At 64.3% G+C, this 26524-nt stretch carries 22 protein-coding genes; 11 read left to right on the top strand and 11 right to left on the bottom strand.

What is annotated here, in order from left to right; translation table 11 throughout:
- Positions 1-59 precede the first annotated feature (59 nt).
- The gene (locus tag KF886_13955) at positions 60-269 is read left to right on the top strand and encodes a hypothetical protein (GenBank protein ID MBX3178460.1); all 210 of its coding nucleotides are present in this window, start codon (positions 60-62) and stop codon (positions 267-269) included.
- Here KF886_13955 and KF886_13950 read toward each other — a convergent pair.
- Positions 218-3079 carry a hypothetical protein gene (locus tag KF886_13950; protein ID MBX3178459.1) on the bottom strand — a complete coding sequence of 954 codons (2862 nt, stop codon included), beginning with the start codon at positions 3077-3079 and terminating at the stop codon, positions 218-220. The genes KF886_13955 and KF886_13950 overlap by 52 nt on opposite strands.
- A 645-nt stretch (positions 3080-3724) precedes the next feature.
- Here KF886_13950 and KF886_13945 point away from each other — a divergent pair.
- The 4 genes from KF886_13945 (at position 3725) to KF886_13930 (ending at position 8134) form a co-directional block, all read left to right on the top strand.
- Positions 3725-5080 (top strand): carbon-nitrogen hydrolase family protein, encoded by a 1356-nt coding sequence (locus tag KF886_13945; protein MBX3178458.1) that lies wholly within the window; start codon positions 3725-3727, stop codon positions 5078-5080.
- Positions 5080-5856, top strand: a complete 777-nt coding sequence (locus KF886_13940; protein MBX3178457.1) for an amidohydrolase family protein — start codon at positions 5080-5082, stop codon at positions 5854-5856. Before KF886_13945 ends, KF886_13940 begins: the two co-directional genes overlap by 1 nt.
- A gap of 140 nt (positions 5857-5996) precedes the next feature.
- A complete protein-coding gene (locus tag KF886_13935) occupies positions 5997-6764 on the top strand; it encodes an amidohydrolase family protein (GenBank protein ID MBX3178456.1) in 768 nt (255 codons plus the stop codon).
- Between the two features lie 53 nt (positions 6765-6817).
- Positions 6818-8134 carry a DegT/DnrJ/EryC1/StrS family aminotransferase gene (locus KF886_13930; GenBank protein MBX3178455.1) on the top strand — a complete coding sequence of 439 codons (1317 nt, stop codon included), beginning with the start codon at positions 6818-6820 and terminating at the stop codon, positions 8132-8134.
- A 72-nt stretch (positions 8135-8206) separates the two neighbouring features.
- On the opposite strand, the gene KF886_13925 is transcribed toward KF886_13930, so the two are convergent.
- The 3 genes from KF886_13925 to KF886_13915 all read right to left on the bottom strand — a co-directional run bounded on the left by KF886_13925 (position 8207) and on the right by KF886_13915 (position 11865).
- A complete protein-coding gene (locus tag KF886_13925) occupies positions 8207-8770 on the bottom strand; it encodes a GDYXXLXY domain-containing protein (GenBank protein ID MBX3178454.1) in 564 nt (187 codons plus the stop codon).
- Entirely contained in the window at positions 8767-10092 is a 1326-nt protein-coding gene (locus KF886_13920) for a DUF2157 domain-containing protein (protein ID MBX3178453.1), read from the bottom strand. The genes KF886_13925 and KF886_13920 overlap by 4 nt, the downstream gene beginning before the upstream one ends.
- Positions 10093-10443: 351 nt before the next feature.
- Complete coding sequence (locus KF886_13915) at positions 10444-11865, bottom strand: sulfatase-like hydrolase/transferase (GenBank protein MBX3178452.1); 1422 nt, start codon at positions 11863-11865, stop codon at positions 10444-10446.
- 837 nt (positions 11866-12702) lie between these two features.
- Here KF886_13915 and KF886_13910 point away from each other — a divergent pair.
- The 3 genes from KF886_13910 to KF886_13900 all read left to right on the top strand — a co-directional run bounded on the left by KF886_13910 (position 12703) and on the right by KF886_13900 (position 16769).
- The gene (locus KF886_13910) at positions 12703-14049 is read left to right on the top strand and encodes a hypothetical protein (protein MBX3178451.1); all 1347 of its coding nucleotides are present in this window, start codon (positions 12703-12705) and stop codon (positions 14047-14049) included.
- 864 nt (positions 14050-14913) lie between these two features.
- Positions 14914-15891, top strand: coding sequence for a tRNA dihydrouridine synthase DusB (gene dusB / locus KF886_13905; GenBank protein ID MBX3178450.1), 978 nt, complete (start codon positions 14914-14916; stop codon positions 15889-15891).
- A gap of 8 nt (positions 15892-15899) precedes the next feature.
- Positions 15900-16769, top strand: coding sequence for an alpha/beta hydrolase (locus KF886_13900; GenBank protein ID MBX3178449.1), 870 nt, complete (start codon positions 15900-15902; stop codon positions 16767-16769).
- Between the two features lie 7 nt (positions 16770-16776).
- Here KF886_13900 and KF886_13895 read toward each other — a convergent pair whose 3' ends face one another.
- The 3 genes from KF886_13895 to KF886_13885 all read right to left on the bottom strand — a co-directional run bounded on the left by KF886_13895 (position 16777) and on the right by KF886_13885 (position 19500).
- Positions 16777-17616 carry a hypothetical protein gene (locus KF886_13895; GenBank protein ID MBX3178448.1) on the bottom strand — a complete coding sequence of 280 codons (840 nt, stop codon included), beginning with the start codon at positions 17614-17616 and terminating at the stop codon, positions 16777-16779.
- Positions 17617-17717: 101 nt separating this feature from the next.
- Complete coding sequence (gene serB / locus KF886_13890) at positions 17718-18971, bottom strand: phosphoserine phosphatase SerB (GenBank protein MBX3178447.1); 1254 nt, start codon at positions 18969-18971, stop codon at positions 17718-17720.
- A 61-nt stretch (positions 18972-19032) separates the two neighbouring features.
- Positions 19033-19500 (bottom strand): DUF1569 domain-containing protein, encoded by a 468-nt coding sequence (locus tag KF886_13885; protein MBX3178446.1) that lies wholly within the window; start codon positions 19498-19500, stop codon positions 19033-19035.
- Between the two features lie 132 nt (positions 19501-19632).
- Between KF886_13885 and KF886_13880 the strand changes: the two genes are divergently transcribed.
- Together KF886_13880 and KF886_13875 are read left to right on the top strand one after the other, a co-directional pair.
- A complete protein-coding gene (locus KF886_13880) occupies positions 19633-20841 on the top strand; it encodes a glycosyltransferase (GenBank protein MBX3178445.1) in 1209 nt (402 codons plus the stop codon).
- Positions 20831-21052 (top strand): hypothetical protein, encoded by a 222-nt coding sequence (locus KF886_13875; GenBank protein ID MBX3178444.1) that lies wholly within the window; start codon positions 20831-20833, stop codon positions 21050-21052. The genes KF886_13880 and KF886_13875 overlap by 11 nt, the downstream gene beginning before the upstream one ends.
- A 147-nt stretch (positions 21053-21199) precedes the next feature.
- Here the strand turns inward: KF886_13875 and typA are convergent, their stop codons facing one another.
- Together typA and KF886_13865 are read right to left on the bottom strand one after the other, a co-directional pair.
- A complete protein-coding gene (typA, locus tag KF886_13870; protein ID MBX3178443.1) occupies positions 21200-23095 on the bottom strand; it encodes a translational GTPase TypA in 1896 nt (631 codons plus the stop codon).
- A 233-nt stretch (positions 23096-23328) separates the two neighbouring features.
- Complete coding sequence (locus tag KF886_13865) at positions 23329-23706, bottom strand: PilZ domain-containing protein (GenBank protein ID MBX3178442.1); 378 nt, start codon at positions 23704-23706, stop codon at positions 23329-23331.
- A 292-nt stretch (positions 23707-23998) separates the two neighbouring features.
- Here KF886_13865 and KF886_13860 point away from each other — a divergent pair, with 292 nt between their 5' ends.
- Positions 23999-24550, top strand: a complete 552-nt coding sequence (locus KF886_13860) for a hypothetical protein (GenBank protein MBX3178441.1) — start codon at positions 23999-24001, stop codon at positions 24548-24550.
- 11 nt (positions 24551-24561) lie between these two features.
- On the opposite strand, the gene KF886_13855 is transcribed toward KF886_13860, so the two are convergent.
- Together KF886_13855 and KF886_13850 are read right to left on the bottom strand one after the other, a co-directional pair.
- A complete protein-coding gene (locus KF886_13855; GenBank protein ID MBX3178440.1) occupies positions 24562-25494 on the bottom strand; it encodes a 1-phosphofructokinase family hexose kinase in 933 nt (310 codons plus the stop codon).
- A 39-nt stretch (positions 25495-25533) separates the two neighbouring features.
- The gene (locus KF886_13850) at positions 25534-26511 is read right to left on the bottom strand and encodes an ROK family glucokinase (GenBank protein MBX3178439.1); all 978 of its coding nucleotides are present in this window, start codon (positions 26509-26511) and stop codon (positions 25534-25536) included.
- Positions 26512-26524: the final 13 nt, after the last annotated feature.

Raw genomic sequence — 26524 nt, 5'->3', positions numbered from 1 at the left:
CGTGGTAATGAGTGTGATTCAGTAGGCGCGGCGGGGACGAAATGGATTCGCCGCGGCGAATGGACGAAGTGGACAGAGTGGACGAAGTGGACAGAGTGGACGAAGTGGACGGAGTGGACGAAGTGGACAGGGTGGACGAAGTGGACAGGGTGGACGAAGTGGACAGGGTGGATTCGCTGCGGCGGATGGACGGGTTTGACGGCTTGCGGCTTGGGCCTCACTCGTCCCTCAGCAGCCAGCCCATCTCCGCGGGGTTGGCGTTGCCGTAGCCGAGGCGGTGGAGGAGCCTGGGTTCGGCGGGTGGAGCCCAGGTGCGGATCATTTGCTGCTTCTGGTCGGCGGAGAGGAAGGTTACTTCGACATTGATGCGCATGGGGCGATCGATGCTGGCCTCGCCTTCGAACGCTTCCATGGGAATGCGGAAGCGGAAGTGCTGCGCGCTTTCGATGATCTCGCAGGCGGCCTCCCAATCGGAATCGGGGCCGAGCCAGACGGTGCGGAGATCGCGCTTGCCGTGGGGGTCGGCGCGGAAGGTCCGGCGGGGGTGGATGTGCGTGGGTTCGACGTGAACCACGGCGGTGACGGGCCGCCAGTCGGGGACGGATTCGGCCTGGACGGCCATGTAGAGGGCGGTTGCGTCGTGGGTGGCCTTCCAGGACCACGCGGGCTCGTGCGGTCCGTGCGCCACGTTCTCCACCTTCGCCCAGGCGTCCGCCGTGCGCCAGGTTTCGCCGGACCAGGACTCGGCCTCCTCGGCGACGTAACGGAGCCCGGTGTCCGCGAGGCCGGCCGCTTCCCGGAAGGGGTGAGCGCCCGTTGCGATGGCCCGGGCCGCCTCTTCGAATTCCGTGGCGAGGATGGATAGGAGCTGGGCCTCGCGCCAGCGGAGGCGTTCGGGGAAGTACTTGTACCCCTCGGCTTCGGCCTGGAAGCCGAGAAACGGATTCTCTGCACACAGCGCGGCCATTTTTCGCGTGTTTTCGATTTCCTCCTCGACAATGGCGCGGAGTTCGGCGAGGCGCGCCGGCGCGTCCGCCGGATCGCCGTAGAGCAGCCGCTCACGCGTGTCGTAGAAGCGCAGGATGTTGAAGCCGGTCCGAAAATGGATGTCGAGGGCTTCGGCGTTGGTGATGTCCAGCAGGCGGTTGGGATCGCCGGCGAATTCGGGCGCAAGCGCGCGCAGGATTTCCAGGCCCCGCCGCCAGCCGTCGGAGAGGCGTTTGCAGAGCTCCAGCATCTCCTCCAGCGTGTGCGAGCCGGAGAAGCACTCGCCGATGCGATCGCCGCTGGGCGGGTATTCCAGTTTCCACACAGGCGAGAGGTTCAGGTGCGCGGGTTTCAGGTGAAGCGGCCAGGCGATGCCGTCGTGCATGGGGCCGTAGTACTGGAAGGCGTTGGTGAGCGGGTAGTGGCTGTAGGCCTCCGAGAAGTGGTTCCAGGCGCGCACGACATCCGGGGCGTGTTGCGCGCCCCAGTCACGCCGCGCGAGATCGCGCAGGAAGTCCGCTTCGGACTGGCCCGGCGGCATGAAGGGCAAAGCGCTGGCGGCGGCGCGGTTCATGACGGAGGGAAGGCTGCCGATGTACCAGCACTGCATCACGGAAGTGACGCCGAGATCGCGCATGGCGGCGTATTTCCGGTAGAGGTTGCCGGGCACGGGTACATAGGGGATGGTGGAGGCCTCAAAGGAATTGCAGGCCTGGAGCTTGGCGCCCAGTTCGCCCGGGCTCTCCCCCACGCCGGCCGCCACGTCCAGATAGACGTCGCTCGGGCCGATGTAGGAGAGCCAGTAGTCGCCGGCGTGGCGCGGCTTGCCGAGTTGATCGCGCACGCCGCCGGATTCGAAATTGATCTGGCAGATGACGCCCGGCGGGGTATGCGCGGCGATCCCGCGCAGCGGCGTCAGGTCGCGCTGCGGGCCGGTGCCGTTTTCGGGGACATAGAGCCACGAGATGAACTTCGCCTCGGGGGCGGCGTCGTGCATCCCCCGCTCCATGGCGGAGAGGGAGGCGTGGAGGATCTCGCCCGGCTGTTTCTCCGCACAGATCGGGCAGGTGAGGTTCCACTCCTCGTCCGCGCCGCTAAGGCAGGTGGTGGAGCGCTCGCCGAAGCTGATGTTGATCAGGCCGCCGAGATCGGGAACCTGGGTGAAGAGGTCGTTCACGGCTTCATACAGATAGCGCTGGGCCGGTTCCGAGAAGGGGCAGAAGAGCTGCCCGGTGCCGCGGGTCTTGCTGCCGATTTCCGGATGCGCCACGAGCAGGGGATGATCCGGGTCCATCACGCGCGGTTCGATGCAGAAAACGAAGACATTGATCCCGTATCGCCGGCATTTGGCGACGGTTTCGCGGAGTTTCGCGAGGCGCCTTTCGCGATTCGGGTCCACGACCGGCGTCAGGGACGTCTGGACGATGTCCTTGAACTCGATGGTGAGCCAGAGCCCGTTTACGCCGTCGTGCGCGAGCTTGTTCAGGTAGTCGCCCGGGTAGTAGTCGACCTCGTCCATCAATTCGTCCTTGTTTTTGGGCGGGCGCTTGATCGGACCGAAGAAACAGCGCGAGATCCGGCTTCGGACGAAGGGGGAACGTTCTATTACGCCGCTTCGCAGGAAGGGACCTTCCGCGCGCTGGAGTTCATCCTCCAGAAAATAGATGGCGCGGCGGATCCCCTCGGTATCGTTCGCATGAATGCGGCATTCGCTCTCCCCCACGTCGATCCGGAAGGCCTCGAAGGTTTTCGTGGGGGCCTGCTCCGTTATGATCCGGTACGCGCCGGCGCTGGGAATGTTCGCGGCCGCCAGGAATGTGTTGAGATCGTCATAGGCGGTTTGCAGGAGGCCTTCGGGATCGGGGAAGCGGGCGTCCACCTGTACGCCGCCGCGCAATGCGACTTCGCCCGGTCCGGGTGTCTCGCGCGTCCAGTGAAAGCGCCACTGGACCGGCGCGGCGAGGTGATCGACGAAGGCCCATTCCTCGGGTCCCGGGCTGACCGGGGGATCGGGGTACTGTGCGAAGGCGTGGGCGGCGAGGACGATGGCGGCGGAGAACGTGAAACGGGTGGCCCGGTGGAAAGGCGGCATGGGGAGTTCCTTGTGTCGAAGCGCGTCCGCGGAGCATTAAATCGTCGGTGGCGCGGGAATTCTGATGGTAGCATTCCGTGCGCCTGGAGGGAAATGCGTGGTGCGCCGGAGAAGTGAATTTGAACCGCGAATGGACGCGAATGGACACGAATGAAGAAATGATGGGTTCGAGGTGGGATTCCGAGGGTGCGATTCCTGACTTCCATGGGCCCTTCGAAGGCGGCGCTTGCGTTGCCTCAGCCTGGAAGGCTAAGCCACGTTGGCGGGCGTTGAATGTGTGGGGTGGTTTTGGATACAGGACGGTTGACGGGATTGGCCGGGTGGCCTCCGAAAAGGCCGGGTGCTCAGGGCAATCGCATTTAATCTCGATCCCGGTATATGGGCGTAAACTTAAGTCGATTTGGAACCTTGAATCGACGATAGTGAGCGTTTCGGAGCGCCGGCATCTGTGCCGGCAAGGTCAGAGATTCGCCGTAGGCGAAATGCCAGCGCTCCAACACGCGCCCTTATCAACATTGAAGGTGGTTCATGTGGCGCTCGGTTCGAGTTGGAAGTTTAAATGCGATTGCCCTGGCCGCGTGCTGGTTGCGAGCCCGCCGCGCTGTGTGTATAGTGGCGTTGCGTTCTGGAATTGAGGTAAGACCCATGATTCGTAGATGTTTCCTGCTTTTGCTGTGTGTGGCTGGACTTCTGTCGGCCTCCGCCGCGAACGCGGATGCTTCGGCCACGCCGGCGGGCTGGGCGCCGGCGGATGTGCGGGAGGGGACGCGTCCAGCGTTCGCGTATGATCCCGCGGGCGGCCCCGATGGCCAGGGGGCATTCATCATTGAGACCGATGCCCGCGAGGGGCTCGACGGGCGCTGGGTGAAGACTTTCGCGGTGGAAGGCGGCCAGCATTACCGGTTTCACGCGCTGCGCAAGCTCACCAACGTGGAATCGCCGCGTCGTTCGGCGCTGGCCCGCATTTTCTGGCGCAATGACCAGGATCAGGCCGTGCGCCACGCCTTCAAGGGCGCCAAGTCCTACGCGGGCGATATGCCGCCCGTGGCGGAGGCTGAATATCCCCTGGACCGCGACACCGACGCCGGGGGCTGGACCGAAGTGAGCGATGTGCTCCAGGCGCCGCCTGGCGCGACCAGGGCCATCGTGGAGCTCCACTTTCGCTGGGCCGCCAATGCCCGCGCGGAATGGGGCGGGGTTTCCTTCGAGAAAAGCGGCCCGCCCGAGCCGCGAATTGTCCGGCTGGCGACGGTGCACCACGTGCCGCGCGGCGGGAAGACCGCGATGGACAACTGCAGGCAGTTTGCCCCGTTCATCGCCGAGGCCGCGAAGCAGCAGGCCACGTTGATGGTGCTTCCCGAAACCCTGACGTGCATGGGCAACGGGCTGAGCTATTTTGACGTGGGCGAGCCCATTCCCGGGCCTTCGACCGAGTATTTCGGCGGTCTGGCGAAGGAGCACGGCCTTTACCTGGTGGTTGGGCTGGTGGAGCGCGAGGAGCACCTGATTTACAATGTGTCCGTGCTGATTAACCCGCGGGGCGAGGTGATCGGCAAGTACCGGAAGGTGACGTTGCCGCGCACGGAGATCGACATGGGGATCGTGCCGGGCGACGAATACCCGGTGTTCGAGACAAGCTTCGGGAAGGTGGGGATGATGATTTGCTACGACGGCTTTTTTCCGGAGGTGGCGCGGCAGCTTGCGAACAACGGCGCGGAAGTAATCGCGTTTCCGGTGGCGGGCTGCAACCCGCTGCTGGCGGCGGCGCGCGCCTGCGAGAACCATGTATACGTGGTGAGCAGTTCCTACTCCGATGTCTCAAGCAACTGGATGATTACCGGCGTTTACGACCGCGAGGGCGACGTGATCGCCCAGGCGAAGGAATGGGGCACGATCGCGGTGGCGGAGGTGGACTTGAACCGGCGCCTGTACTGGACGAGCCTGGGCGATTTTGGGGCCGAGATCCCGCATAACCGCCCGCTCCTTTCGAAGGGCAACTGATGGAAATCTGGGACGGACACTGCCACATCAACGCCTACGGCGGCACGCCCGCCGAGCGTATGGGAAAAATGCTTGCGGTGGCGGATCGGATGGGTGTGAGTAAGCTGTGCATCTACATGGGCACGGCGTTTCACTACGAGCCCGACGCGGAGCAGCTGCGGAAGGCGAACGACGAGGTGCTCGAGGCGGTGGCGGCGTGGCCGGACCGGCTTTTCGGGTGGGTGTATCTGAACCCGAAATTGCTCGAAGTGAGTTTGGCCGAGTTGGAGCGCTGCGTTGCGCAGGGCCCCATGGTCGCCATTAAGCTTTGGGTCGCGCAGAACTGCGATTCCTTCGAGGTGGACGCGATCGTAAAGCGCGCACGGGAGTTGAAGGCGCCGGTCTTCCAGCATACGTGGGAAAAGATCACGGGGAATCTGCCGGGCGAGTCGTCCGCGGTGGACCTTGCGCGCCTCGCGGAACGGCATCCGGACGCCATGATCATCTGCGGCCATACCGGCGGCGACTGGGAGCAGGGCATCCGCGCGATCAAGCCCTTCCCGAATGTGTACGCCGATCTGGCGGGCGGCGATCCGACGGCGGGTTTCACGGAGATGGCGGTGCGCGAGCTGGGCGCGGAGCGGGTGCTCTACGGAAGCGACGTCCCGGGGCGGAGCTTTGCGTCGCAACTGGCGAAGGTGACGGGCGCGCGGATCAGCGATGCGGAGAAGGCGTTGATATTGAGCGGGAACCTGAAGCGGATACTGGGGCCGATACTGGCGATGAAGGGGGCGTGATGGGCAGGTTTGAAGCGAAGGGACGTAAAGGACCTAAGGGACTACAGAGACCGCAGGGACAGCAGGGACTACAGGATTAGCAGAGACGGCGGGGACCACGGTGATTTACGTACCCAGCCGCACTGGCACGGGAATTCCGAATGTTTATTGACACCAACACCTATCTTGGCCGCTGGCCGTTTCGGAGCCTTCCGGGGGCGGGCGCGGATGCGCTGCTGGCGACGTTCAGCCACTACGGCGTTTCGCAGGCGTGGGCCGGGAGCCTGGACGGGCTTCTGCACAAAGATATTGCGGGCGTGAATGCGCGCCTCGCCGACGGTTGCGCGGTGTACGCCAACGGCATTTTGCAGCCCTTTGGCACGGTGAACCCGATGCTGCCGCGCTGGGAGGAGGACCTCCGGCGGTGTGCGGAGGAGTACGGCATGAAGGGGATCCGGCTGCACCCGGCGTACCACGGTTACGCGCTGGATGAGCCGCGGTTTCGGGCATTGCTGGAGGCGGCGGCGGCGCGGCGGCTGCTGGTCCAAATCGCGGTGACGATGGAGGACGAGCGGATGATGCACCCGCTGGCGCGGGTGGAACATGTGGATGTGGCGCCGCTGGCGGGTATTATGGAGGCGGTTCCGAATGCGCGGGTGATGCTGCTGAACGCGTTCCGGGCGGTGCGGGGCAAGCTGCTGGAGCCGCTCGTGGCTACGGGCCGGGTGTGGTTTGATATTGCGTGGCTGGAAGGGATTGAGGGCGTTAACACGATACAGCCCGGCGTTCCGTTCGAAAAACTGGTGTTCGGTTCGTACGCGCCGGTGTTTTACTTTGACTCTTCCCTGTTGAAACTGAAGGAGGCGGGGCTGGAGGATGTGGCCCTGGCCCAGATTCAGGGGGAGAATGCGCAGCAGGCGCTGTTTTGATTACACGTGAAACCGTGGAGCCCCGGCTTCGCCGATTGAGAGGAGGAGGCAGCATGAAGACGCATGGAACCATGCGGCGGCGCGCGTTTCTGGGCGCGGCCGCCGGAATGACGCTGGCGGGCCTTTCGTCCGGCCGCGCGGCGGGCGCATCGGTTGAGAAGCTGGCCGTGGACGGCGGGCCGAAAGCGGTGACCGCGACGAGCACGGCCCCGCCGCGATTCGGGGCGCCGGAACGGGAGCGGCTGGAACAGATGCTCCAGAATGACGCCCTGTTCTACTGGAAAGGGCAGCAGACTGGCATATTCACGGAGCGATTCCAGCAGATCTGCCCGCTGGAGCATGTCATGACGTGTTCCTCCGGCACGGCGGCATTGCATATCGCCGTGGGCGCGATGGGGCTGGTTCCCGGGGATGAGGTGATCACGTCGCCCATCACGGATATCGGCACGGTGATCGGCGTGATCTACCAGCAGGGCGTGCCGGTATTCGCGGATCTGGGCGCATCGACGCTGAACCTCGATCCGGCGAGCGTCGAAGCCTGCATCACGCCGCGCACGAAGGCTATCATCGCGGTGCACCTTGCGGGCAACCCCTGCAAGATGCAGGAATTGCGTGCGATTGCGGACAAGCACAGTCTCGTGCTCATTGAGGATTCCTGCCAGGCCTGGGGCGCGAAATACCGTGGCGCGCCGATCGGCACGCTGGGCGATATCTCGTGCTGGTCCTTGCAGAACTCCAAGCACATCACGACCGGCGATGGCGGCGTGGTGGCGTCGAGCCATCCGGTGTTCGGGCCGAAGCTCCAGCAATACGGGGACAAGGGCTTCAACCGGGCCGAGGGCGCGTGGCAGAGCTTTTCGACGAACTACCGCATGAGCGAGCCGCAGGCCGCCGTGCTGGCGGGCCAGATGACGCGCCTCGAAAGCATCGCATCGTCGCGCGCGAAGCTGGGCAACCTGCTCAACGCGGAGATCGCGGGGATTCCGGGGATTCTGCCGCATGAGGTGCATCCGGAGGATCGGTGCGTGTACTGGTTCAACATGTTCCGCATCGACCCAGCGGCGTTCCGGGTTGATCGCGCGCAGATTTACAAGGCGCTGGCCGCCGAGGGGGTTGCGTGCAGTCCGGGGTACATCCCCCACCCCGTTCACCGGACGGAGGTGTTCCAGAACCACGCCTTCTTTAATGGTCACTGGACCATCAAGGAAGCGGGGATGACGGACATGGACTACACGAAGTGGGAAACTCCGGAGGCCGAGGCGATTTTGCAGACCGGTATGCGGGTCGTTATCCACGAGAGCAATACCGAGGAACAGATCCGGCAGTATGGCGCGGCGATCCGCAAGGTGGCGGCGCAGTACCGGGCGTAGAAATTGGGCGGTGCGGGCGGATCGGGCCGAGGGGTCCGATCCGCCTGGGCGCCGCGGAATCGTGCGGCTGGCCTATTGGGTACGGGCCGCCTGTCGTTTAATGAACTCTTCGATGGGCACATCGCCGATGTAGAGCCCTTCGATCACGCCCTGGCCCTGTTGCACACGCACCATCACCCAGGCGGGATCGTCCGTCCGGCTCTGCTCCCGATAGGCGATTTCCGCGGCGGGCGCATCGTGCTCGTTCATGAAGTATTTGTCGAAGGGCAACTGTATCCAGAGCCGCGAGCCCGTCCCGCTGGTGTAGGCGGAAACCTTGAGATAATCGCCGGACACGGGCGGGCTGGCGGTTACGTCCTCAACCGTAGCGAAGCCGTCCTCCCCCACGCCCAGCCGTGCGTAGGCCGGTTCGCCCGCGCGGAAATGCGGCCCTTGCCAATCCTCGATGACCATGTCCGGAAAGCTCAGCGCGACGTAACGGCCCCGCAGGAAGTCGTAGGGGTCCACGGGCCCGCAGCGGAATTTGTAGGGCGCGCCCTCCCGGAGGATGGTTTCCTGCCCGCCGATCATGCGCAGGGGCACGGCCAGTTGCGCCAGGACCATCATCCCGAAAAGTATCCAGTGTGCGGTTTTCATGACTGCGTCTCCGTGGTCTGCGCGGAAAGCCGGCGGGCGAACCAGAGATTGGCCCCGAGGAAGGCCGCGCCAATCAGAATAAAGGCCACGCCCCGCGCCAGTATGCTCATGTTGCTGTCGAAGAATCGGATGGTGAAGAGAAGCGCGAGAATGCCCATGCCGGCATTGGCGCCGCCAAGCCGCCCGTCGAGAATGCCCTGCCGGAGCACGAGCACGCCGAGGGCCAGCAGGTAGACGTTGAACAGCATCGGCGGGAAGGCTTTCAGGCCGTCGATACTCGCGGCGGCAAATCCCACCACGGCCAGGGCGGGTGAAGCGGCCCACGGAAGCACGGCGAAGTCACGCCGTTTCACCAGGCGCACCGTGAGGATGACGGCGGCGGCGAGTAACCCGAAGGCCAGCACGTAGTCCTGTATGCCGAAGAGCTCCAGGTAGCGCGTGGAGCCGCCCCGGTAGTGGTTGAAACCCACGCGGAGCCAGATATCCTCGAAGGTGAAGACCAGCGCGAGAATCACCGTGCCGGTAAGGCCCACGGGGGTGAAGGGTTGGGCGGGGGTGTCTGTGTACCAGGTGCGGCCGGCGAGGAAGAAGCACGCCAGCATGGCGGCGTAGATGACGGTCCACAGGCCCGGAAGCACTTTTTCGAGCACGATGGCCAGGCCGACACAGAGGCTGAGGCAGAGCGCCCATCCGACGAAGGCGGTTCCGGGCCGGCGCGGGCCGTCGCGGAATTGCATCCACACGGCGGGGATGGCGGCGGCCATCAGCGGCCAGTAGCCGATGGCGTGGCCCATTGATTGTTGCGCTTCACCGGCCCAGGCGGTGACGCCGATGAAATAGAGCGCGGCGGCCATGCTGCTGCGCAGGAGGTAAAGAATCGGCAGACCCAGCAGCGCCCAGGTAAGCAGGAATTTTTCGGGATCGCCGGGGATGTGGTAGGTTTGCGCGATGAGGGCGATGCTTGCCCCGATGCCCATCGCCAGGAAGGCGCCGCTCCCCTCGCGCCAGGCGACGGAGTCCTGCTTGCGGTAAAGGGTCCAGGCGACGAGCATCTGGCCGGCGACGAGGGGCGCGAAGCTCAATACCGCGCGCACGGGACGGCCAAGATCCTCCCAATTGTGCGCCAGGAGGAGGATTATCCCCGACCCGATGAGCATGGCGCCGAGCACGCTCAAGAGCACGACGGCCAGCCGGGCCGCTGAAATGGATTTCACGGGCCCATAGTGGGCCCGCAGGCTTTCCGCCCCCACTTCGGGAAGCACCCCGGCCGCCACGAGGCCGGGGAGTTCCCCGTAGAGCCACTGCACGTGTCGATGTTTCATAGGACGGTCTCCTTTGCCCCCGGGATCAGGATAGCGCGGTTGCTTTCGGACGATCTCTATGAAAATGATAGCACGTTTTTGTTAGATCTGCAACAGTTTTATTCTATACAAATTTTTCATGCAAATCGCGCTATGAGCGTTCTGTTGACGCCAACCGATGGGGGCTATGCCGTTCTTCTCGCGGCGCGTTGATCGAGCGCCTTGCGCACGAACTCGACTTTCCGGGGCTTCGCCCCGGCGAAAGTCAGGATCGCGCGGCACATTGTACGGGCACTGCCGGGAGCGCCAGAAGCGTTCCCCCGGGAATCTCCGCGTCCCTCGGACGCCTTGCCGCTTAAGCCGGCTGAGGTGCTATCGGTCTGAATAGTCTTCCCCCGCCGAGCTGGCCGCGCAGCTTGCGCGCCACGCTTCGAGAGCCGACTTCATCGCCCGGACGCGTTCCGGCTGGGCTTGGGCGAGGTTTTGGGATTCGGCGGGGTCGGCCGTAAGGTCGTGCAGCAGATCCTCTTCCCCGCTTTCGCTCAGGTCGGTGAGCAGTTTCCACGGCCCGTCCATCACCGCCATGCGGGGGGATTGGCGAGAGAGGGTGGTCCCGGCGCCGCCGCGGGTCTCGAAGAAGATCGGGGCGGACCGCTCGGACCGCTCGCCGCGCAGGACCGGCATCAGGCTGAGGCCATCCAGCGGGCGCGTGTCGGGCATGGCGAGGCCGAGCGCGTCGAGCACGGTGGGCAGGTAGTCGCTGGTGACGGCGGGGGCGTCGGTTCTGACGCCCGGTCTTACGACGGCGGGCCATTCTATGACCGCGGGCACGCGGATGCCGCCCTCGAAGAGTGAGCGCTTCCGTCCTTTGAAGGGCCCGGCGCTGCCGGCGGTGCGCCTCCCGGCGGCGTCGCCCTCGGGGCCGTTGTCCGAGCAGAAGAAGATCAGCGTATTCTCGGCGACGCCCAGTTCCCGGAGGGTGTTGCGCAGGCGACCGATCTGTTCGTCCATCGCGGCGATGCAGGCGTAGTAATGTTGGGCCTCGGGATCGTGGTCGGCGTAGCGCGCGCGGTATTCCGGTCCCCCGACGACCGGCGCATGGGGGGTGTGGAACCAGATGACGCTGAGGAAGGGATCGCCGGCCGCCGCGGCGCGTTCGATGAAGGGGATGGCCTGGTCCATGATGATGCGGGAATCGTCTCCCTCCAGGCCGCCGGTGACATTGACGCCGTTTTGCCAGTAGAGCGCGCGGGTATCGGGCGGCGCGTTCTTGCCCAGGTGGGAATTCGCCGGGTCGTAAGGGTCCCAGGTGGCCACGGCGAATTCCGTGCTGAACCATTCGTCAAAGCCATTCATGCCCGGCGTCGCGTAATTCTCCTCCGGCTTGCGATCTTTCTTGCCCGAGTAGTCCGGCGACAGCGTTCCCAGGTGCCACTTGCCGAAGTGGCCGGTGCGGTAGCCCGCGGTTTTGAGGACCTCGGCGAGCGTCCATTCGCCTTCACGGAGGTGGCCGTCGTTGGCGAAGTGGATGCCGTAGCGGTAGGGGTGGCGTCCGGTGAGGCAGCTACCGCGCGTGGGACTGCACACGGGCGCGGCGGCGTAGAAGCGGTTGAAGGTGAGGCCCGCGTCGGCCATGGCGTCCAGGTGCGGTGTCTGGATTATTCCGCCGCCATTGAAGCCGACATCGCCCCAGCCGAGATCGTCGGCCATCATGAGGATGATGTTGGGGCGGGATTGGGCCGTGGCGGCGGCGGATGCGATCAGTAGGAGCAGGGTCACAAAAAGGTAACGCATGTTGCTTTGTCTCTCGCGGTTTTGAGATTTGACGCGGCGCCGGGCTGCGGCCACCGGAATAAGTGAACCACGAATCGGGTCGGGTTTGCACGATTATGGGAGAGGTCACGCTGGGGCGCAAGGCCGCCGTGCAGGAAGGAGTGAACCACGAATGAACGCAGGGCAGCCTTGGCCGCGACCAAAGAAAAGATCACCACGAAGGGCACGAAGAGCACGAAGGAAAGAAGCTGGGGAAGGATTGATATTCACGCGAAGGCGCAAAGACGCAAAGGAGACGATCCAGTGCGGGGCGAGGACGCGCGGTTAGGGCGGGCGTGGGGATGGATTTGGAGCCACAAAGATCGCAAAGAACGCAAAGAAATTCAGTGACGGCAACTGGCATGATGGGGCATCTTCGGCCCGAAGGACCAGCGCAGCCTGGTGTGGTCGCGAGTGTAAAGACCGAATACAGCGTCCTGGCTATCATGCCGACAAACAATTTTCCATCAATGACTTGTGCTGTGGCGTTGATGGGCACTTCGGACTCGACGCTCGCGTTGCCTCAGCCTGGAAGGCTAAGCCACGTTGGCCGATCTTGAATGGTCGTGGTGATGGTAACGGGCACGACGGCTGCCGTAATGAGTCCTGGGGCAATTGCCTGGAAAACAGGTCTTTGACACGGCTTACCCGCATTTCGCCGTTCCGTGGCCGCTGTTGAATTCAGTGGGATCGGTACCGCCCGAACCGGGATTACCTTCGAGGCTCACTACACGGTGAAAGCCCGATCCAACTTGCCCGGCCAGAAACTTGCGTGCTAGCATATGGGCGTCCAATCGGTTAACTCTGGAGTATTCTCTCATGACTTCTACCGCCCCCAGTCCGTCCGCGGGCCGTATTGCGTCGCTGGACCAGTACCGCGGCTACGCCATTTTCGGCATGCTACTCGTCAATTTTTTTGGCCACTACGACACGAAGTGGATCCAGGAGCTGAACGATTCCGGCTTGAAGTCGGCGCTGATGTTCATTTTCGGTGAGCAGTTGCACCACCACAATGAGTTTATGACGTACGCGGACACGATCGCGCCGATCTTCATGTTCGTGGTGGGGATTGGGATGCGGCTTTCGTGGCTGAACCGCGTGAACAAGGTGGAGCCGTCTGTAGCGCGGAAATCGATGGCGGGGCGGTATTTCACGCTGGTGTTGATCGCGTTTGCGATCTATGCGGGCTGGCTCTGGGACGCGCTGATGAACATCGGCCTGGCGGGCCTGGTGGCGCTCTTGATTGTGGATAAGAAGTGGACCGTGCGCATTGCGTACGCGCTTGGGCTTGTGCTGGCGTTCCAGCTGATCTTCTTCTACACGAGCTATGGCGAGTGGCTGCTTCGTATGGGCAAGTATGGCCGGGAGCTGGAGTGGCCCTGGATCACGATCTTCATCCCGCTGCGCGGCCAGCTGCTTGACGTGCAGATCAATGGCGGCCTGATCGGGCACTGGTCGTGGGCGTTCATGCTGATCTTCGGCACGATCGCGTATGACATCATGGCGACGCGCGACCGGAACACGATTCTGGGCGGGCTGATCGGGTTTGGCGTGGTGCTGACGATTGCGGGCTTCGGCGCGCGCGCGATCGGCACGAACGCGTATTACAGCAAGGCGGAGCCGTGGGCGGCGAAGGCGATGCTGGACGGCGACCACCAGACGGCGGCTCGGATGGTGTCGAAGAGCCCGGGCATGTTCTACGATTCGCTGGCGAAGTACAACGAAGAGGCGGCGGCGGCGCTCGCGGCGCGGAACATGGAGCGCTTTGCGGAAGTTCTCCGGCCGCAGCTGGAGGATCTCGCGGCGCGGGCCCCGGAAACGGCTCCGCGCGCCGGTAATGCCTGGGTCTTCTCGAAGAACTACCAGACGATGCCGTTTACCTTCTGGGCCACCGCGTTGTGCCTGTTCCACATGCTGGGCTTTTATGTGATCTGCGACGTTCTGAAGTGGAATGTCCCCGGCATGGCGGTGGTCGGGATGAACCCGCTCTTCATCTACATTTTCCAGGCGCTCACGCTGGACATGGCCAGCAACCTGAATCAGCACTGGAATTACAAAGTCACGACGAGCGGCACGCTGGTGCTGGGCTCGTTTGTGGTGTACTGGGGCCTGATTTACGCGTTGGCGAAGTATTTCTACGACCGGAAGATCATCATCAAGATCTGAGTGTGTCGGGGAGATTGTTTTTCCGAATCGGCGGCGTCCACGTGGCGCCGCCGGTTGTTTTTTTGGGGGGGGAGGTTCTCCGGCGGGGATGTTTGAGTCCCTGGCGCGCCTGGCGGCGCTGAGAACAGGCGAGACGCCTGTTCCACGTTCTTTTCGAAGGCTCATCCGGTTGGAGCGTACGGGATTTTTCATAGCCGTTTCTCCGTGTCCCAATTATCCGGAACCGCCAATGTATGCCGGTTTAGGCCTCTGTTGGTGAAATCGTATCGACTGCTCTTTCGGCCCGAAGGGCCAGTGCAGCTCCCAGCCCCGGGCAACGCCCGGGGAATACGGGGACGCCACCTTCCCCGCCCTGAAAGGGCAGCGCAGTGCTATGCCAGTCCAGCGTTTCCGAAGTTAAACTGCGCTGCCCTTTCAGGGCGCACAAGAAACCCACCGCTCAATCCCTGGGCGTTGCCCAGGGCTGAAAACTGCGTTGGCCCTTCGGGCCGAAAGAGTGCATTGGCACCCGGTTCTGCCGCCGAATATACCGTCTGCACTACAGACAAGGTCCAGGGAATCACGTATCCGGTCATAGCGTCGCCGCCCGGAAATGAGAACCGAGCAATCAACTCAAATTTGAGGTCATCGTTACTGATGCACCTTCAAACCGGATGATCCTTTTTGAGGTTGTCCTGGGGGGGTGAGGTTTCCCGGGAGGGATGGTTGAGCGCCTTGCGCGCCTGGCGGCGCTGAGAACAGGCGAGACGCCTGTTCCACGTTCTTTTCGCTCGATTGGGGGCGGCATTGTTGGGGGAAAGTCTGTTATACTTGCGTAAATTGCCGCAGCAGCCGCCCTTTGGGCCAACCCCCGACGTTTCCATCATGAAAATTGGTTCCATCGATATTGACAAGCCGCTTTGCCTCGCGCCCATGGAGGATGTTTCGGACGTGCCGTTCCGGCATATCTGCAAGGAGCAGGGCGCGGATCTGGTGTATACGGAGTTCGCGAACTGCGAGGCGATTGTCCGCAATGTGACGCAGACGATGAAGAAGATCCAGGTGCTCGACACGGAGCGCCCGGTGGCGATTCAACTCTATGGCAGCGGCGAGGAATCGCTGGAGCGCGCGGCGGCCATTGCGCAGGAGGCGGGCGCGGACTTTGTCGACATCAACTGCGGCTGCTGGGTGAAGAAGATTGCCTGCCGCGGGGATGGCGCCGGGCTGTTGCGGGATCTGGACAAATTCCGCGCGGTGGTGGAGTCGGTCATGCGGGGCACCGACCTGGCGGTGACGGTGAAGACCCGGCTCGGCTGGGATGAGAACAGCTTCGTGATCGAGGAAGTCGCCCGGATGCTGGAGTCGCTGGGCGTGCAGGCGCTGACGGTGCATTGCCGCACGCGGAAGCAGGGCTACACGGGCCGGGCGGACTGGAGCTGGCTGCCGCGCATCAAGGCGGCGAGCGGCATCCAGCTGATTGCGAACGGCGACATCGCGACGCCGGAAGACGCGAAGGCCTGCTTCGATCTGGGCTGTGACGGCGTCATGATCGGGCGGGGCGCGATCCACAGCCCGTGGATCTTCCGGCATATGCGGCATTACCTGAACACGGGCGAGCTGCTCCCGGAGCCATCGCTGGAAGAGCGGATTCAGATGTGCATCCGGCACCTCCGCGACTCGGTGGACTACCGGGGCGCGCGGCGGGGCGTTCCGGCGTTCCGGCGGCATTACGCGGGCTACCTGAAGGGCGTGCACAACATTGCGAACCTCCGGAAGGATCTGATGGAGCATATGGAAGTCGAGCCAATTGTGGAACGCCTGCTGCGCTTTCTGAACGAATACAAGGCCGGGCAGGCCGCCTGATTCAACGGATGGACACCCCCTCGCTGCTCATTAAGTCGATTCGCATGGTGGCGCTGTGCGGCGGGGCCTACGTCCTGTTCTGCGCCGCGCTGTACTTCCTCCAAGGCTACCTGATCTTCCCCGCGTCGCGCCACATGGACCGCACGCCGGCCTCGGCGGGCCTGCCGTTTGAGGAGGTGACGCGGGAGGTTCTGGGGCACACGACGCACGGGTGGTATGTCCCCCTGGAGAACCACCGGGGCGTGGTGCTGTTTTCCCACGGGAACGCGGGCAACCTCTCGGGGCGCATCGAGTCGATCCAGCTGCTGCGCTCCTTCGGGTTTTCGGTGCTGGCGTATGACTACGGCGGGTACGGGCACAGTACGGGATCGCCGTCGGAGACGCGCTGCTACGCGGATATCCATTCGATGTGGGACTACCTCCGGGAGGAGCGCGGCATTCCGGCGGAGGAGATCCTTCTGTTTGGCCGATCGCTGGGGTCGGCGCCGACCGCCGAACTGGCCACCTCGGTGCGCCCGGGCGCGGTAATCCTGGAGAGCGCATTTCTTTCGACCCCGGACATCGCGCGATCCACGCTGCTTTTTCGCCCGGTGACCTGGCTGATCCGCCACCGCTTCGAGAACAAGGACAAGGTCGACCGTATTTCGGCGCCGCTGCTGATCATTCACAGCCCGGAAGACGAGGTCATTCCGTATGCGCACGGGCGGGAGCTGTTCGCCCGAGCGAATGAACCCAAAACGTTTCTGGAGATCGCGGGCGGTCACAATATTGGCTTCGTGCTGTCCGAGGCGGTGTACCGGCGCGGTTGGGAGTCGTTTCTGACGCCGATTTTCGGCCCGAATCCGCTCGCGCGGGATGCGAGCATGTCGCCCGAATAGGGGGAAGCTATTCCGCGCGCACTTCGATAGCGCGGCCCCGCCAGCGCTCCTGTATGGCGGCCAGGGGCAATATGGTGCGCCCCGGATTGGGGTCCCAGATCTCATAGAGCGGCCCCCGGCGCCCCATGTAGGCCACGGCGTGTGCGTCGGGTTCCCCACCGGCATCCACGAGCAAGATGGCGGGCGCGCGTACTTTCGACAGGTCGCGGTCGGGGTGTTGCACTTTTTCCGCCATTAATCCGAGGCTTCGCAGGCCGTATACGATCTGCGCGGGGGAGGTGCCGGCCCAGGTGGTGTTCAGTAGATCTACCATTTCCGCTTCGGTCTTTTCGATGCCGAACTGGCGGGCGATGTTCGCCGCCGAGGCCGCGGCGCAGGTGGAGGGGTTGGTCTGGATGATCACGCCGTCGCGCCATCGCTCCTCGATTTGGCCCAGGCCGGGCTGTACCGCCCAGCGGTTGAGGCCCTCGACCGCGAGGGCCGCCGCGATGGTGAATAGTAGGATTGCGGCGCGGCGCGGATAGGCCTGGAGTACGGCGACAGCGGCCACGGAGGCCATCGCGAACACGACGAAGAAGAGCTTGAGGGCCCACATGGCGGGGGTGATGTAGTATTCGACGGGCAGCGGCAGGATCCAGCCGATCTGGGGGTTGCGCAGGAGGGTGCTGGCGCAGACTTGCAGCAGTACGAACAGCAGCAGGGAGAGCGGAATGAGGGGGCACTCGTTTACGCTGATATGGGCGGACAACGTGAATCCGCGCGCGTGCAGGCGGCGGCCGTAGGCGCGGCCGACGAAAGCCGCGGCCAGGGCGGTCGCGGCGGACAGAATGTAGGGCAATTCGTTCATGGGGGTATGATGGAGAATGGCGGGCGGGAAAATCTATTCCGGCGTGCGCGGGGCGCATTCTCGGGGAGGAATGGCGCGCGTGCTGATTATTGGATCGGTTGTCAGCGCGCGGGCAGTGGGATGGCGTCGTCGTTCGTCTGGATGGCGGTGGCTTCGCGGTCGCGCACGCCGATGAGGTAGAGGATGCCGTCGAGTCCGACGGTGCTGAGGGCGTTGCGGGCGCTCTGCTTGACGACGGGCTTGGCCCGGAAGGCAATGCCGAGGCCGGCGCGGCGGAGCATGGGCAGGTCATTGGCGCCGTCGCCTACGGCGACCACCTGCTCCAGGCGGATGCCTTCGCGCGAGGCAAGCGCGGCGAGGCACTCGGCCTTCTTCTCGCCGTCGACGATATCGCCCACAACGCCGCCGGTGAGCTTTCCGTCCGCAATTTCGAGTTCGTTTGCGATCACATAGTCCGCGCCGAGCTTCGCCTTGAGATACTCGCCGAAGTAGGTGAAGCCGCCGGAAATGATGGCGGTTTTGTAGCCCAGTTGTCTCAGGGTGCGCAACAGGCGTTCGGCGCCGTCGGTCAGGGGGAGGCTTTCGGCGATGCCCGCCATGACGGAGACGTCGAGGCCCTTGAGGAGCGCGAGGCGCTGGCGCAGGCTTTCCTTGAAGTCGAGCTCCCCGCGCATGGCGGCCTCGGTGATGGCGGAAACGGCCTCCCCCACGCCGGCGGCGCGGGCGAGTTCGTCGATAACCTCGGTCTGAATGAGCGTGGAGTCCATGTCGAAGGCAACCAGGCGCCGGTGGCGGCGGTAGAGATCGTCCGCCTGGAAGGCGATATCGATGCCCGTTTCATGCGCGAGGTCGAGAAAGCGACCACGCAGGGCGGTTGCGTCGTCCGCGATGCCGCGGACCGATAGCTCGACGCAGGCGTAGGGGGCGCGGGCGTCCGGATCGAGTGGAATACGGCCGGAGAGGCGGTGGATGATGTCGATATTGAAGCCGTGGGCCGCAAGCAATTCCGTGACGGCGGCGATGTGCGAAGCTTCGAGGCGGTTGCCGAGCAGGGTGATGATGTGGCGGGGCTTGCCCTGCTGCGCGACCCATTGCGCATAGTCATCCGGCGCAATGGGGTCAAACTGCACGTGGATGCCCATCTCGTGGGCCTTGAAGAGCAGTTCCTTGAGCACCGGCGCCGATTCGGCGGAATCCGGCACACGCACGAGCATGCCGAGGGACAGCATCTTGTGGATGACGGCCTGGCCGATGTCGAGGATGGTGACGTCGTAGGCGGCGAGTACGCTCGTGAGGGAGTGCGTAAGGCCGGGGCGGTCCTCGCCGGTGACGCTGATGAGGAAGATTTCGTGCATGGTTGGTCTCGAAAGGAGCGGAGGATGGAAACGGAGACGGGACAAGGACGAGAAATGCGGCCTACAGCCCGTCGCCGACGCCGAATTGTTTCAGGTGATGGATGGTGTGGAGGCGGTGGAATCGCTGCCACTGGGGCCCGGTGAGGATGCCGAAATAGGGGTGCATGCGCGGGGGCAGGTCGCCGGTTTTTGCGCGCGCGAGGTACTCCTGAATGGCGGCTTCGAGGTCTTCGAGCGGGGTTTCGGCGAACATCTGCTCCTGCGAGACGCCTTTGGGGGCGGCGGCGCGGACGTTGTGCGGGATTTCGCGGAGGCCGAGCAGGATGACGTGCTTGAAGATGTAACGGGTCTTTGCGTTGCCCTTGAAGGGGACATCCGGCCCGCCGCCGAGGGTGTAGCGGAGGACTTTTTTGAGATGGCCAATGGCCTGACCGCGCGTCATCTTGCCCCAGGCCGGGGCAGCGTTTTCCGGGACGTCGCCCAGCCGCCGCAGGACGACCTGACCAAAGTCTTCGTCAAAAGTTTTCATACGCGGATCTCCTCTGCCCTAGGGAAGCTGACCGGGCGGCATTGTAGCAGGTAGGCGGCGCGGGTTGCGATTCCACAGAGCCAGAGCGGGGTCCGTTGTCGCGCGACGGGTTCTACTGCTACGATAGCGCGCATGGAAGCGCCGCGCCTGACTATCTCCCCCTATCTCCGCGAACACATGGGCTATCAGAAGTTTGCGCGCCGTCCCGTTCGGGTGCTGATTCTGGAGAGCCACTACTGGGTGGATCAGGCGTGCGCTTCGGCGGCGGCGCGGCTGGGGTGGCGGGTGGCGAAGGCGCGGGTTGCGATGCAGGGCGTGATGTCGCGCGAGCTGATCCAGGGCTTCTTTCAGGCGCTGGTGGATCTGCGGCCGGATTTTGTGCTCTCGGTGAATTTGAGCGGGATGGACACCGAGGGGTTGCTGGCGCGCTTTCTGGCGGATCTGGAACTCCCCCACGCGACGTGGTTCGTGGACGATCCGCGCACGATCCTCATGGGGCGCACAACTTATGGATCGGACTATGCCGTGGCGCTGACGTGGGAGCCGGCGTACGCGGACTACCTGAGGCGCTGCGGCTTTGGCGCGGCGCACGTGCTGCCGCTGGCGCTGGATGACGCGCTGTTTTCGCACCCGCCGGCGGACGCGCCGGACGGAGCGCCGGCCTTTGTGGGGAATTCGATGCGCGATTACAGCGCGCGGGAATATGCCGCGCTGGCGCAGGACCCCGTGCTGGCGGCCCGGGTTGGCCGGGCGCTCGACCAGGGGCGGGTCACGCGCGCGGGTTTTGCCCGGGGCGTGGAGGCCATTCTCGGCGAGGAGGCCGCCGGTCTCGATGCCGAGGCGCTGCGGCGCGCGGAACTGGTCTTTTTCATCGAGGGCACGCGCCGCCTGCGCCACGCGCTTGTCGAGACGCTGGCCCCGGAGGGTCTGGTGGCGCGCGGGGACGAGGGTTGGCGGAAGGTAACCGCGCAGTGCGGGCCGGGCATTGCGTATGGGCCGGAACTCGCCGCGTTCTACCGGGAATGTCCGGTGAACCTGAATACGACGAGCATCCAGATGGCGTCGGCGGTGAACCAGCGTGTTTTCGACTGCCCCGGTGCGGGCGGTTTCCTGCTGACGGACGATCAGGCCTCGCTCGCGGAACTTTTTGATGTGGCGCGCGAGGTGGCGACGTACCGCACGATCGGCGAGGCGCGGGAGCAGTTGCAGTGGTTCATGGCGCACCCTGCGTCGCGGCGGGAAATCCTGGAATCGGCCCGGCGTCGGATTCTCGGCGAGCATACGTACCGGCATCGGCTGGAGGCGATGGAGGGGATGTTGCGGGAACGGTATGGTGGGTGAGCGCGGCGAGAGAGCGCACAGGGACTTCAGGGACTTCAGGGACTACAGGGACTACAGGGACTACAGGGACTACAGAGACTACAGAGACTACAGAGACTACAGAGACTACAGAGACTACAGAGACTACAGAGACTATAGGGACTATAGGGACTTCAGGGACTACAGAGACTACAGAGACTACAGAGACGGCGGGGCCAACAGGGCCCGATAGGACTCATAGGACCCCAGTGGGTTCAGGGTGTTCGAGGGCGAGAGGCCAAACGAAAACCGGACCGCCTGGAAATGAGGAAGCGCCGGGCGGGCATGGAAAACGGCGCCTCCGCAGAGGCGCCGTCTGGCATTGGGAATCTATATCGCGCTAGGCCGAGGCGAGGCGGCGTTTCTCATCGCGCTTCCGCTCTTCCTCGTTAAGCACCGCCTTGCGCACGCGAACGAACTTCGGCGTAATCTCCGCGAGTTCGTCGGGCGCGATCCATTCGAGGGCGGTGTCCAGCGTAAGAACCCTCGGCACGTCGAGACCGGCCGTGTGGTCCTTGCCGGCGGCGCGGTGGTTGGTGAGGGCCTTGCGCTTGGTGGGCTTGCAGGGCATATCGCCGGGGCGCGAGTATTCGCCGATGATCATGCCTTCGTAAACCGGTTCCATGGGCCCGATGAAGAGGGCGCCGCGCTGCTGGAGGTTCTCCAGGCTGTAGGTCGTGCTCTGGCCGGTCTCCATACTGACCATGGAGCCGCGCTTGCGGGTGACGACATCGCCGCACCAGGGGCCGTAGCCCTCGAAGCGAGAGGCCATGATGCCGAGGCCGCGGGTGTCGGTCAGGAACTCGCCGCGGTAACCGATGAGGCCGCGGGTGGGGATGTTAAACTCGAGGCGGACCATGCCGGTCGGCTCTACGTGCATGTGCATCAGCTCGCCCTTGCGCTGGGCCAACTTCTCGATAACGGTCCCCTGAAACTCGCCGGGCACGTCCACGGTCAGGGATTCCATCGGTTCGAGGCGCTTGCCGTTTTCGTCGCGGTGAATGATGACCTCGGGCGGGGAGACGCAGAGCTCCATTCCCTCGCGGCGCATCTCTTCGAGGAGGATGGCCAGGTGGAGTTCGCCGCGTCCGGAAACCTTGAGCGCGTCGCCGCGCTCGGTCTCCTCCACGCGCAGGGCGACGTTGGTGCGCATTTCCTTTTCGAGGCGGGCGGCAATCTGGCGCAGCGTGACCGCGGCGCCGTCTTTACCGGCGAAGGGGCCGTTGTTCATCATGAAATTCATGGAAACGGTGGGTTCTTCGATTTCGAGGGGGTGCAGGACCTGGTCCAGGTCGACATCGGAGAGAGTGTCGCCGATGTTGATATCATCCGGGCCGGCGATGGTGACGATATCGCCCGCGCTGACGGTGTTGACCAGTTCGCTTTCGAGGCCGCGCGTCACCCAGAGGTAGGTGCACTTTTCGACCTGGTCCTCGATGATGTCCCACTCGCGCTGGTGGTGGAATTCATCGTGGTGGGCGAGTTTTTCGCCCAGCCAGCGGGTGGATACGCGGCGTAACTTCTGGCCCTTCTTCAGGCTGCCCTGGAGCACGCGCCCCATGCCGGTGCGGCCGATGTGGTCTTTCCAGCCGATGGAACTCACCTGCATCAGGAAGGGGCCCTCGGGATCGCCCTTGGGCGCGGGCACTTCGTTGATAATCGTCTCGAAAAGCGCTTCCATGCCCTCGTGGGCGTCGTCCTCGAGATCGCGAACGAGCCAGCCGTTCAGGCCGGAGCCGTAGAGGACCGGGAAGTCGCACTGTTCATCGGTGGCGCCAAGTTCCACGAAGAGATCGAAGGTCTTGTCGAGGGCCTTGTCGGGCTGTGCCTGGGGCCGATCGACCTTGTTGACGATGACGACCGGGCGGTACCCCATGCGTAGTGCGCGGGTGAGGACGTAGCGCGTCTGCGGCATGGGGCCTTCGTTCGCGTCCACGAGGAGGAGCACGGAATCGACCATGGAAAGCGTGCGTTCCACCTCGCCGGAGAAATCGGCGTGGCCGGGCGTGTCGACGATGTTGATCAGGTAGTCTTTCCAGGTCACGGTGCAGTGCTTTGCACGAATGGTGATGCCCCGCTCCCGCTCCAGCTCGTTGTTATCCATGACGCGCTCGGCGACCGCTTCGTTGCTGCGGAACAGGTGCGTGGCGGCGAAAATACTGTCGATCAGCGTGGTCTTGCCGTGGTCGATGTGGGCAATGATGGCCACATTGCGGATCTTGTCGATGGAATGCATGCGGGGGGTATTCTCCTGGGCCGCCGCTGGCGGAACCCTGATTTCGGTAGCGTGCCGCCCTCCTCCCCCGACCCAGGCCGGCACGGGGCAGGGATCAGGCGGCGGCAAAGGCGCGGGAGGAAACACGACGGGACGCGGAATTGTACCGGCTGGCGGGCCAGAAAGGCAAGTTTTGACGGCGCGGCGTGGCCGCTAAACCGCGCGTTAGCGCGAGGTTAGCAAGACGGGACGGATCAGTCGGGCTCCGGCAGGACGTCGAGATTCAGCAGGATCTCGTTTTCGACGGCGTGCGGGTCGTCCGCAAGACTGATGAGCAGGGACTTGAGATGGCTGTAGGATACCACGTCGTAGCCGGTCAACCGGACGCCGAATCCGACGCCATCCACGGCGCACACCTCGCCGCGAACGTCGATAAGGGTGTGGTTGCTTCCATAGAAGCTGCATGTGACCAGCGTTCCAACGGGAAGCGGGTGGGTGGATTCAATGCGAAGCCCGCCGGCGGAAATGTCCGCGAGCACGCCATCGGTTTCGACCGAACCGTGCGCCACAAAGGTGACGGGCATATCGGCCAGAATTCGGGTGTAGTTGCGCTGGTTGTAGCCTGGGGGCATGGGTACTCCTTCTAAGTTCCGACTTCAGAGGATGAGGGTGGCGAAAAACGCTCGACTCACCTGGATTATACCCTGTAATTCCGATGGAGGTGAATCGTTTCCTTGCAACTGGAGCCTGAAATCGATACGCTAGCGAGGCTTGATCGCGCATTTGGAGGCGCATGGAGAAGGTATTCGGGTTTTGAATGGACTTCCGAGCGGCGGTCAAGACGGCGCGAGAACCACGGGTTTTTCGCGCAAATTCAGACAGGATCCATGCCAAACACACATGAATCAGGAGTCAGGAATACCCATGTCCCGCAAGAAGAAGCAGATTATCGCTCCGGAGAACCCGGGGCCCGCCGAGTCTCCCGCGCCTTCTGGCGATCCGTTTACCCGCTGGATCCTGGCCGGGGTCGCTTCTATTGTGTTGGTTGTGGGCGGCTTTGCCGCGGTGGTGGCCCTTCGCCAGCGCCCGAGCGAGCCGATCCGGCTCGCTCCCGAGCCGGTAAAAGCCGCGCCGACCGCGTGGCAGTACGATCCGGAGACGAACCGGCACTGGGACCCGAATCACCGGCACTGGCACTCGGGCCGCCCGCCCGCGGAAGGGCATGAAGGGATGGCTCCGGTATCCGCGCCGGACATCCCCAACCCCGAGCCGTGGCAATACGATCCGTTGACGAACCAGCATTTCAATCCGGACCACAACCACTGGCACGCCGGCCCGCCGCCCGCGGACCGTGCCGCGTCCGTGGGGACTGCGACACCCGAAACGCCGGACGCGCCATCGGAGCCCACGGCCGCGGAGACGCCATCGGAAGCGCCGGCGGAAGAGGCGGCGGAAGAGGCGCCCCCCGCGCCGTAAGGTGGGTCGGATCAGCAGCGCTTTACGGTCACGCGCCCGGCCAGGGCCTCGACTTCGGGGCGTGTGACGCGGCCGATGTCCCACTGCATGGCGTTCACGGCGCCGGCGCTCGCGCCCCAGGTTGCGAGGCGGTCAAGCGGCCACATTTCGAGCAGCCCCAGGGCCATGGCGCCAACAAGCGCATCGCCGGAGCCCACGGCGTTCACTTCGTCAATCAGGGGCGGCGTGACGCGCAACCGTTCGCGTCCATCCGAAAGCAGCAGGCCTTCGGCGCCCAGTGAGAGCGCGACCAGCCGGATCCCGTGATCGTGAAAGTACGCCACGGCGCGCCAGCGGGCCTCGTCGCTGTCCAGCGGAAATCCCACAAGTTCGGCGGCCTCGCTTTCATTGGGCTTGACCATGAACGGGCGCGCGGCCACGCCGAGGGCCAGTTCCGGGCCGTGGGTGTCGAGGATGGTGTAGATGCCGGCCGCGTTGGCCTCCGGGATGATTTCGGCGTAGGCGTCCGCCAGGATCGGGTCGGGCACCGTGCCGTTGAGTGTGAGCACGTCGATGTCCGGCAGGCGATCCAGAACTGCCGCCACGAAGGCGTCGCGCTCCGCGGGCGTCACCCGGGGACCGGGCTCAAACAGGGGCGTCTGGCGGTGGGGGGTCTCTTCGAGGACGGTCGTGATCGTGCGCGTTTGCTCGGCCACCCATACCGGATGGCAGGTCACGCCATCGTCGCGCTCTATCATGTCGACCACGTGCTGGCCGGGGGCTCCGCCGACGAGAACCAGGGCCGCGCTCTGCCCGCCGAGGGCCTTGACGACCCGGGCGACGTTGTTGCCCTTGCCGCCGGGGATACAGGTGACGCGGCGGGCGACATTCTTCTTGCCCACAGCCATTTCGTCCAGAAAAACCGTCTTATCCACGCAAGGGTTGGGCGTAACCGATAAAATCATGGCTTCTTCGATTGGGTTTCGCAGCGCTGCTTCACGGCGTCAGAAATTGCTTTCGAATCGGGAAAGCGCGCAGCCCGCGGCGCCCAGCACGCCGGAATCGGAACCCAGACCGGCCAGAACGATCTGGCAGCGCTTTGCGGGAACGGGGAAGGCGTTTTCGCGGGCGACCCGGCGAACCGGTTCGAGCAGCAAATCGCCCGCCGCGATCATGCCGCCGCAGAGCACGACTTTCTCGGGATTCTGATAGTTGATGATGCTGGAGATGCCGAGGCCGATCCAGGTGGCCGTCTCTTCGACGACCCAGCGGGCGAACGCGTCGCCGCGGGCGGCGGCGTCGCTGATCATCTTGCCCGTAATGGCGTCGAAGTCGCCGCCGCACATTTCGCGCAGCGCGGATTCGCGACCGCTTTCGAGGCCTTCCCGGGCGGTGAGGACCATGCCGGTAACGGAGCCGTACTGCTCGAGGCAGCCCCGGCTTCCGCAGCCACAGGGGCGCCCGTCGCGCTGGATCTTCAGATGGCCGAGCTCCGCGGCGGTCCCGTCCTCGCCCCGCAGGAGCATACCGAATACGACCACGCCGCCGCCCACGCCGGTACCGAGCGTGAGCAGGGCCATGTTCTGGGTGCCCTGGCCCGCGCCCAGCCAGAACTCGCCGTAACAGGCGACGTTGGCGTCGTTCTCGACATAGCAGGGCACGCCGAGGCGTTCGCGCATGATCTCCGCCAGGGGCACGTTCTCCCAGCCGGGAAGGTTGGGGGGGCTGTAGACCACTCCCGTGCGCCAGTCCATGGGGCCGGGCGCGCCGATACCAACGGCCATGACCTCTTCCGGGCGCAGGTCGGACTGGCCGAGCAGGTCGCGCACGCTCGATTCAATCGCGTCAAAAACCGCTTCCGGGCCCTCGTTGGCGTTGGTCGGGCGGGAGTCCTTCGCGAGGACCTGCTTGTCCCAGGAGACCATCGCGGTCTTTACGTTGGTTCCGCCGAGATCGACGCCGACAATTACACTGTTGGTCATACTCCCATTCTCT

Source organism: Candidatus Hydrogenedentota bacterium (assembly GCA_019637335.1).
Lineage (GTDB): Bacteria > Hydrogenedentota > Hydrogenedentia > Hydrogenedentales > JAEUWI01 > JAEUWI01.
The sequence above is the reverse complement of the archived record's forward strand: the minus strand, read 5'-3'. Positions and strand labels throughout refer to the sequence as shown.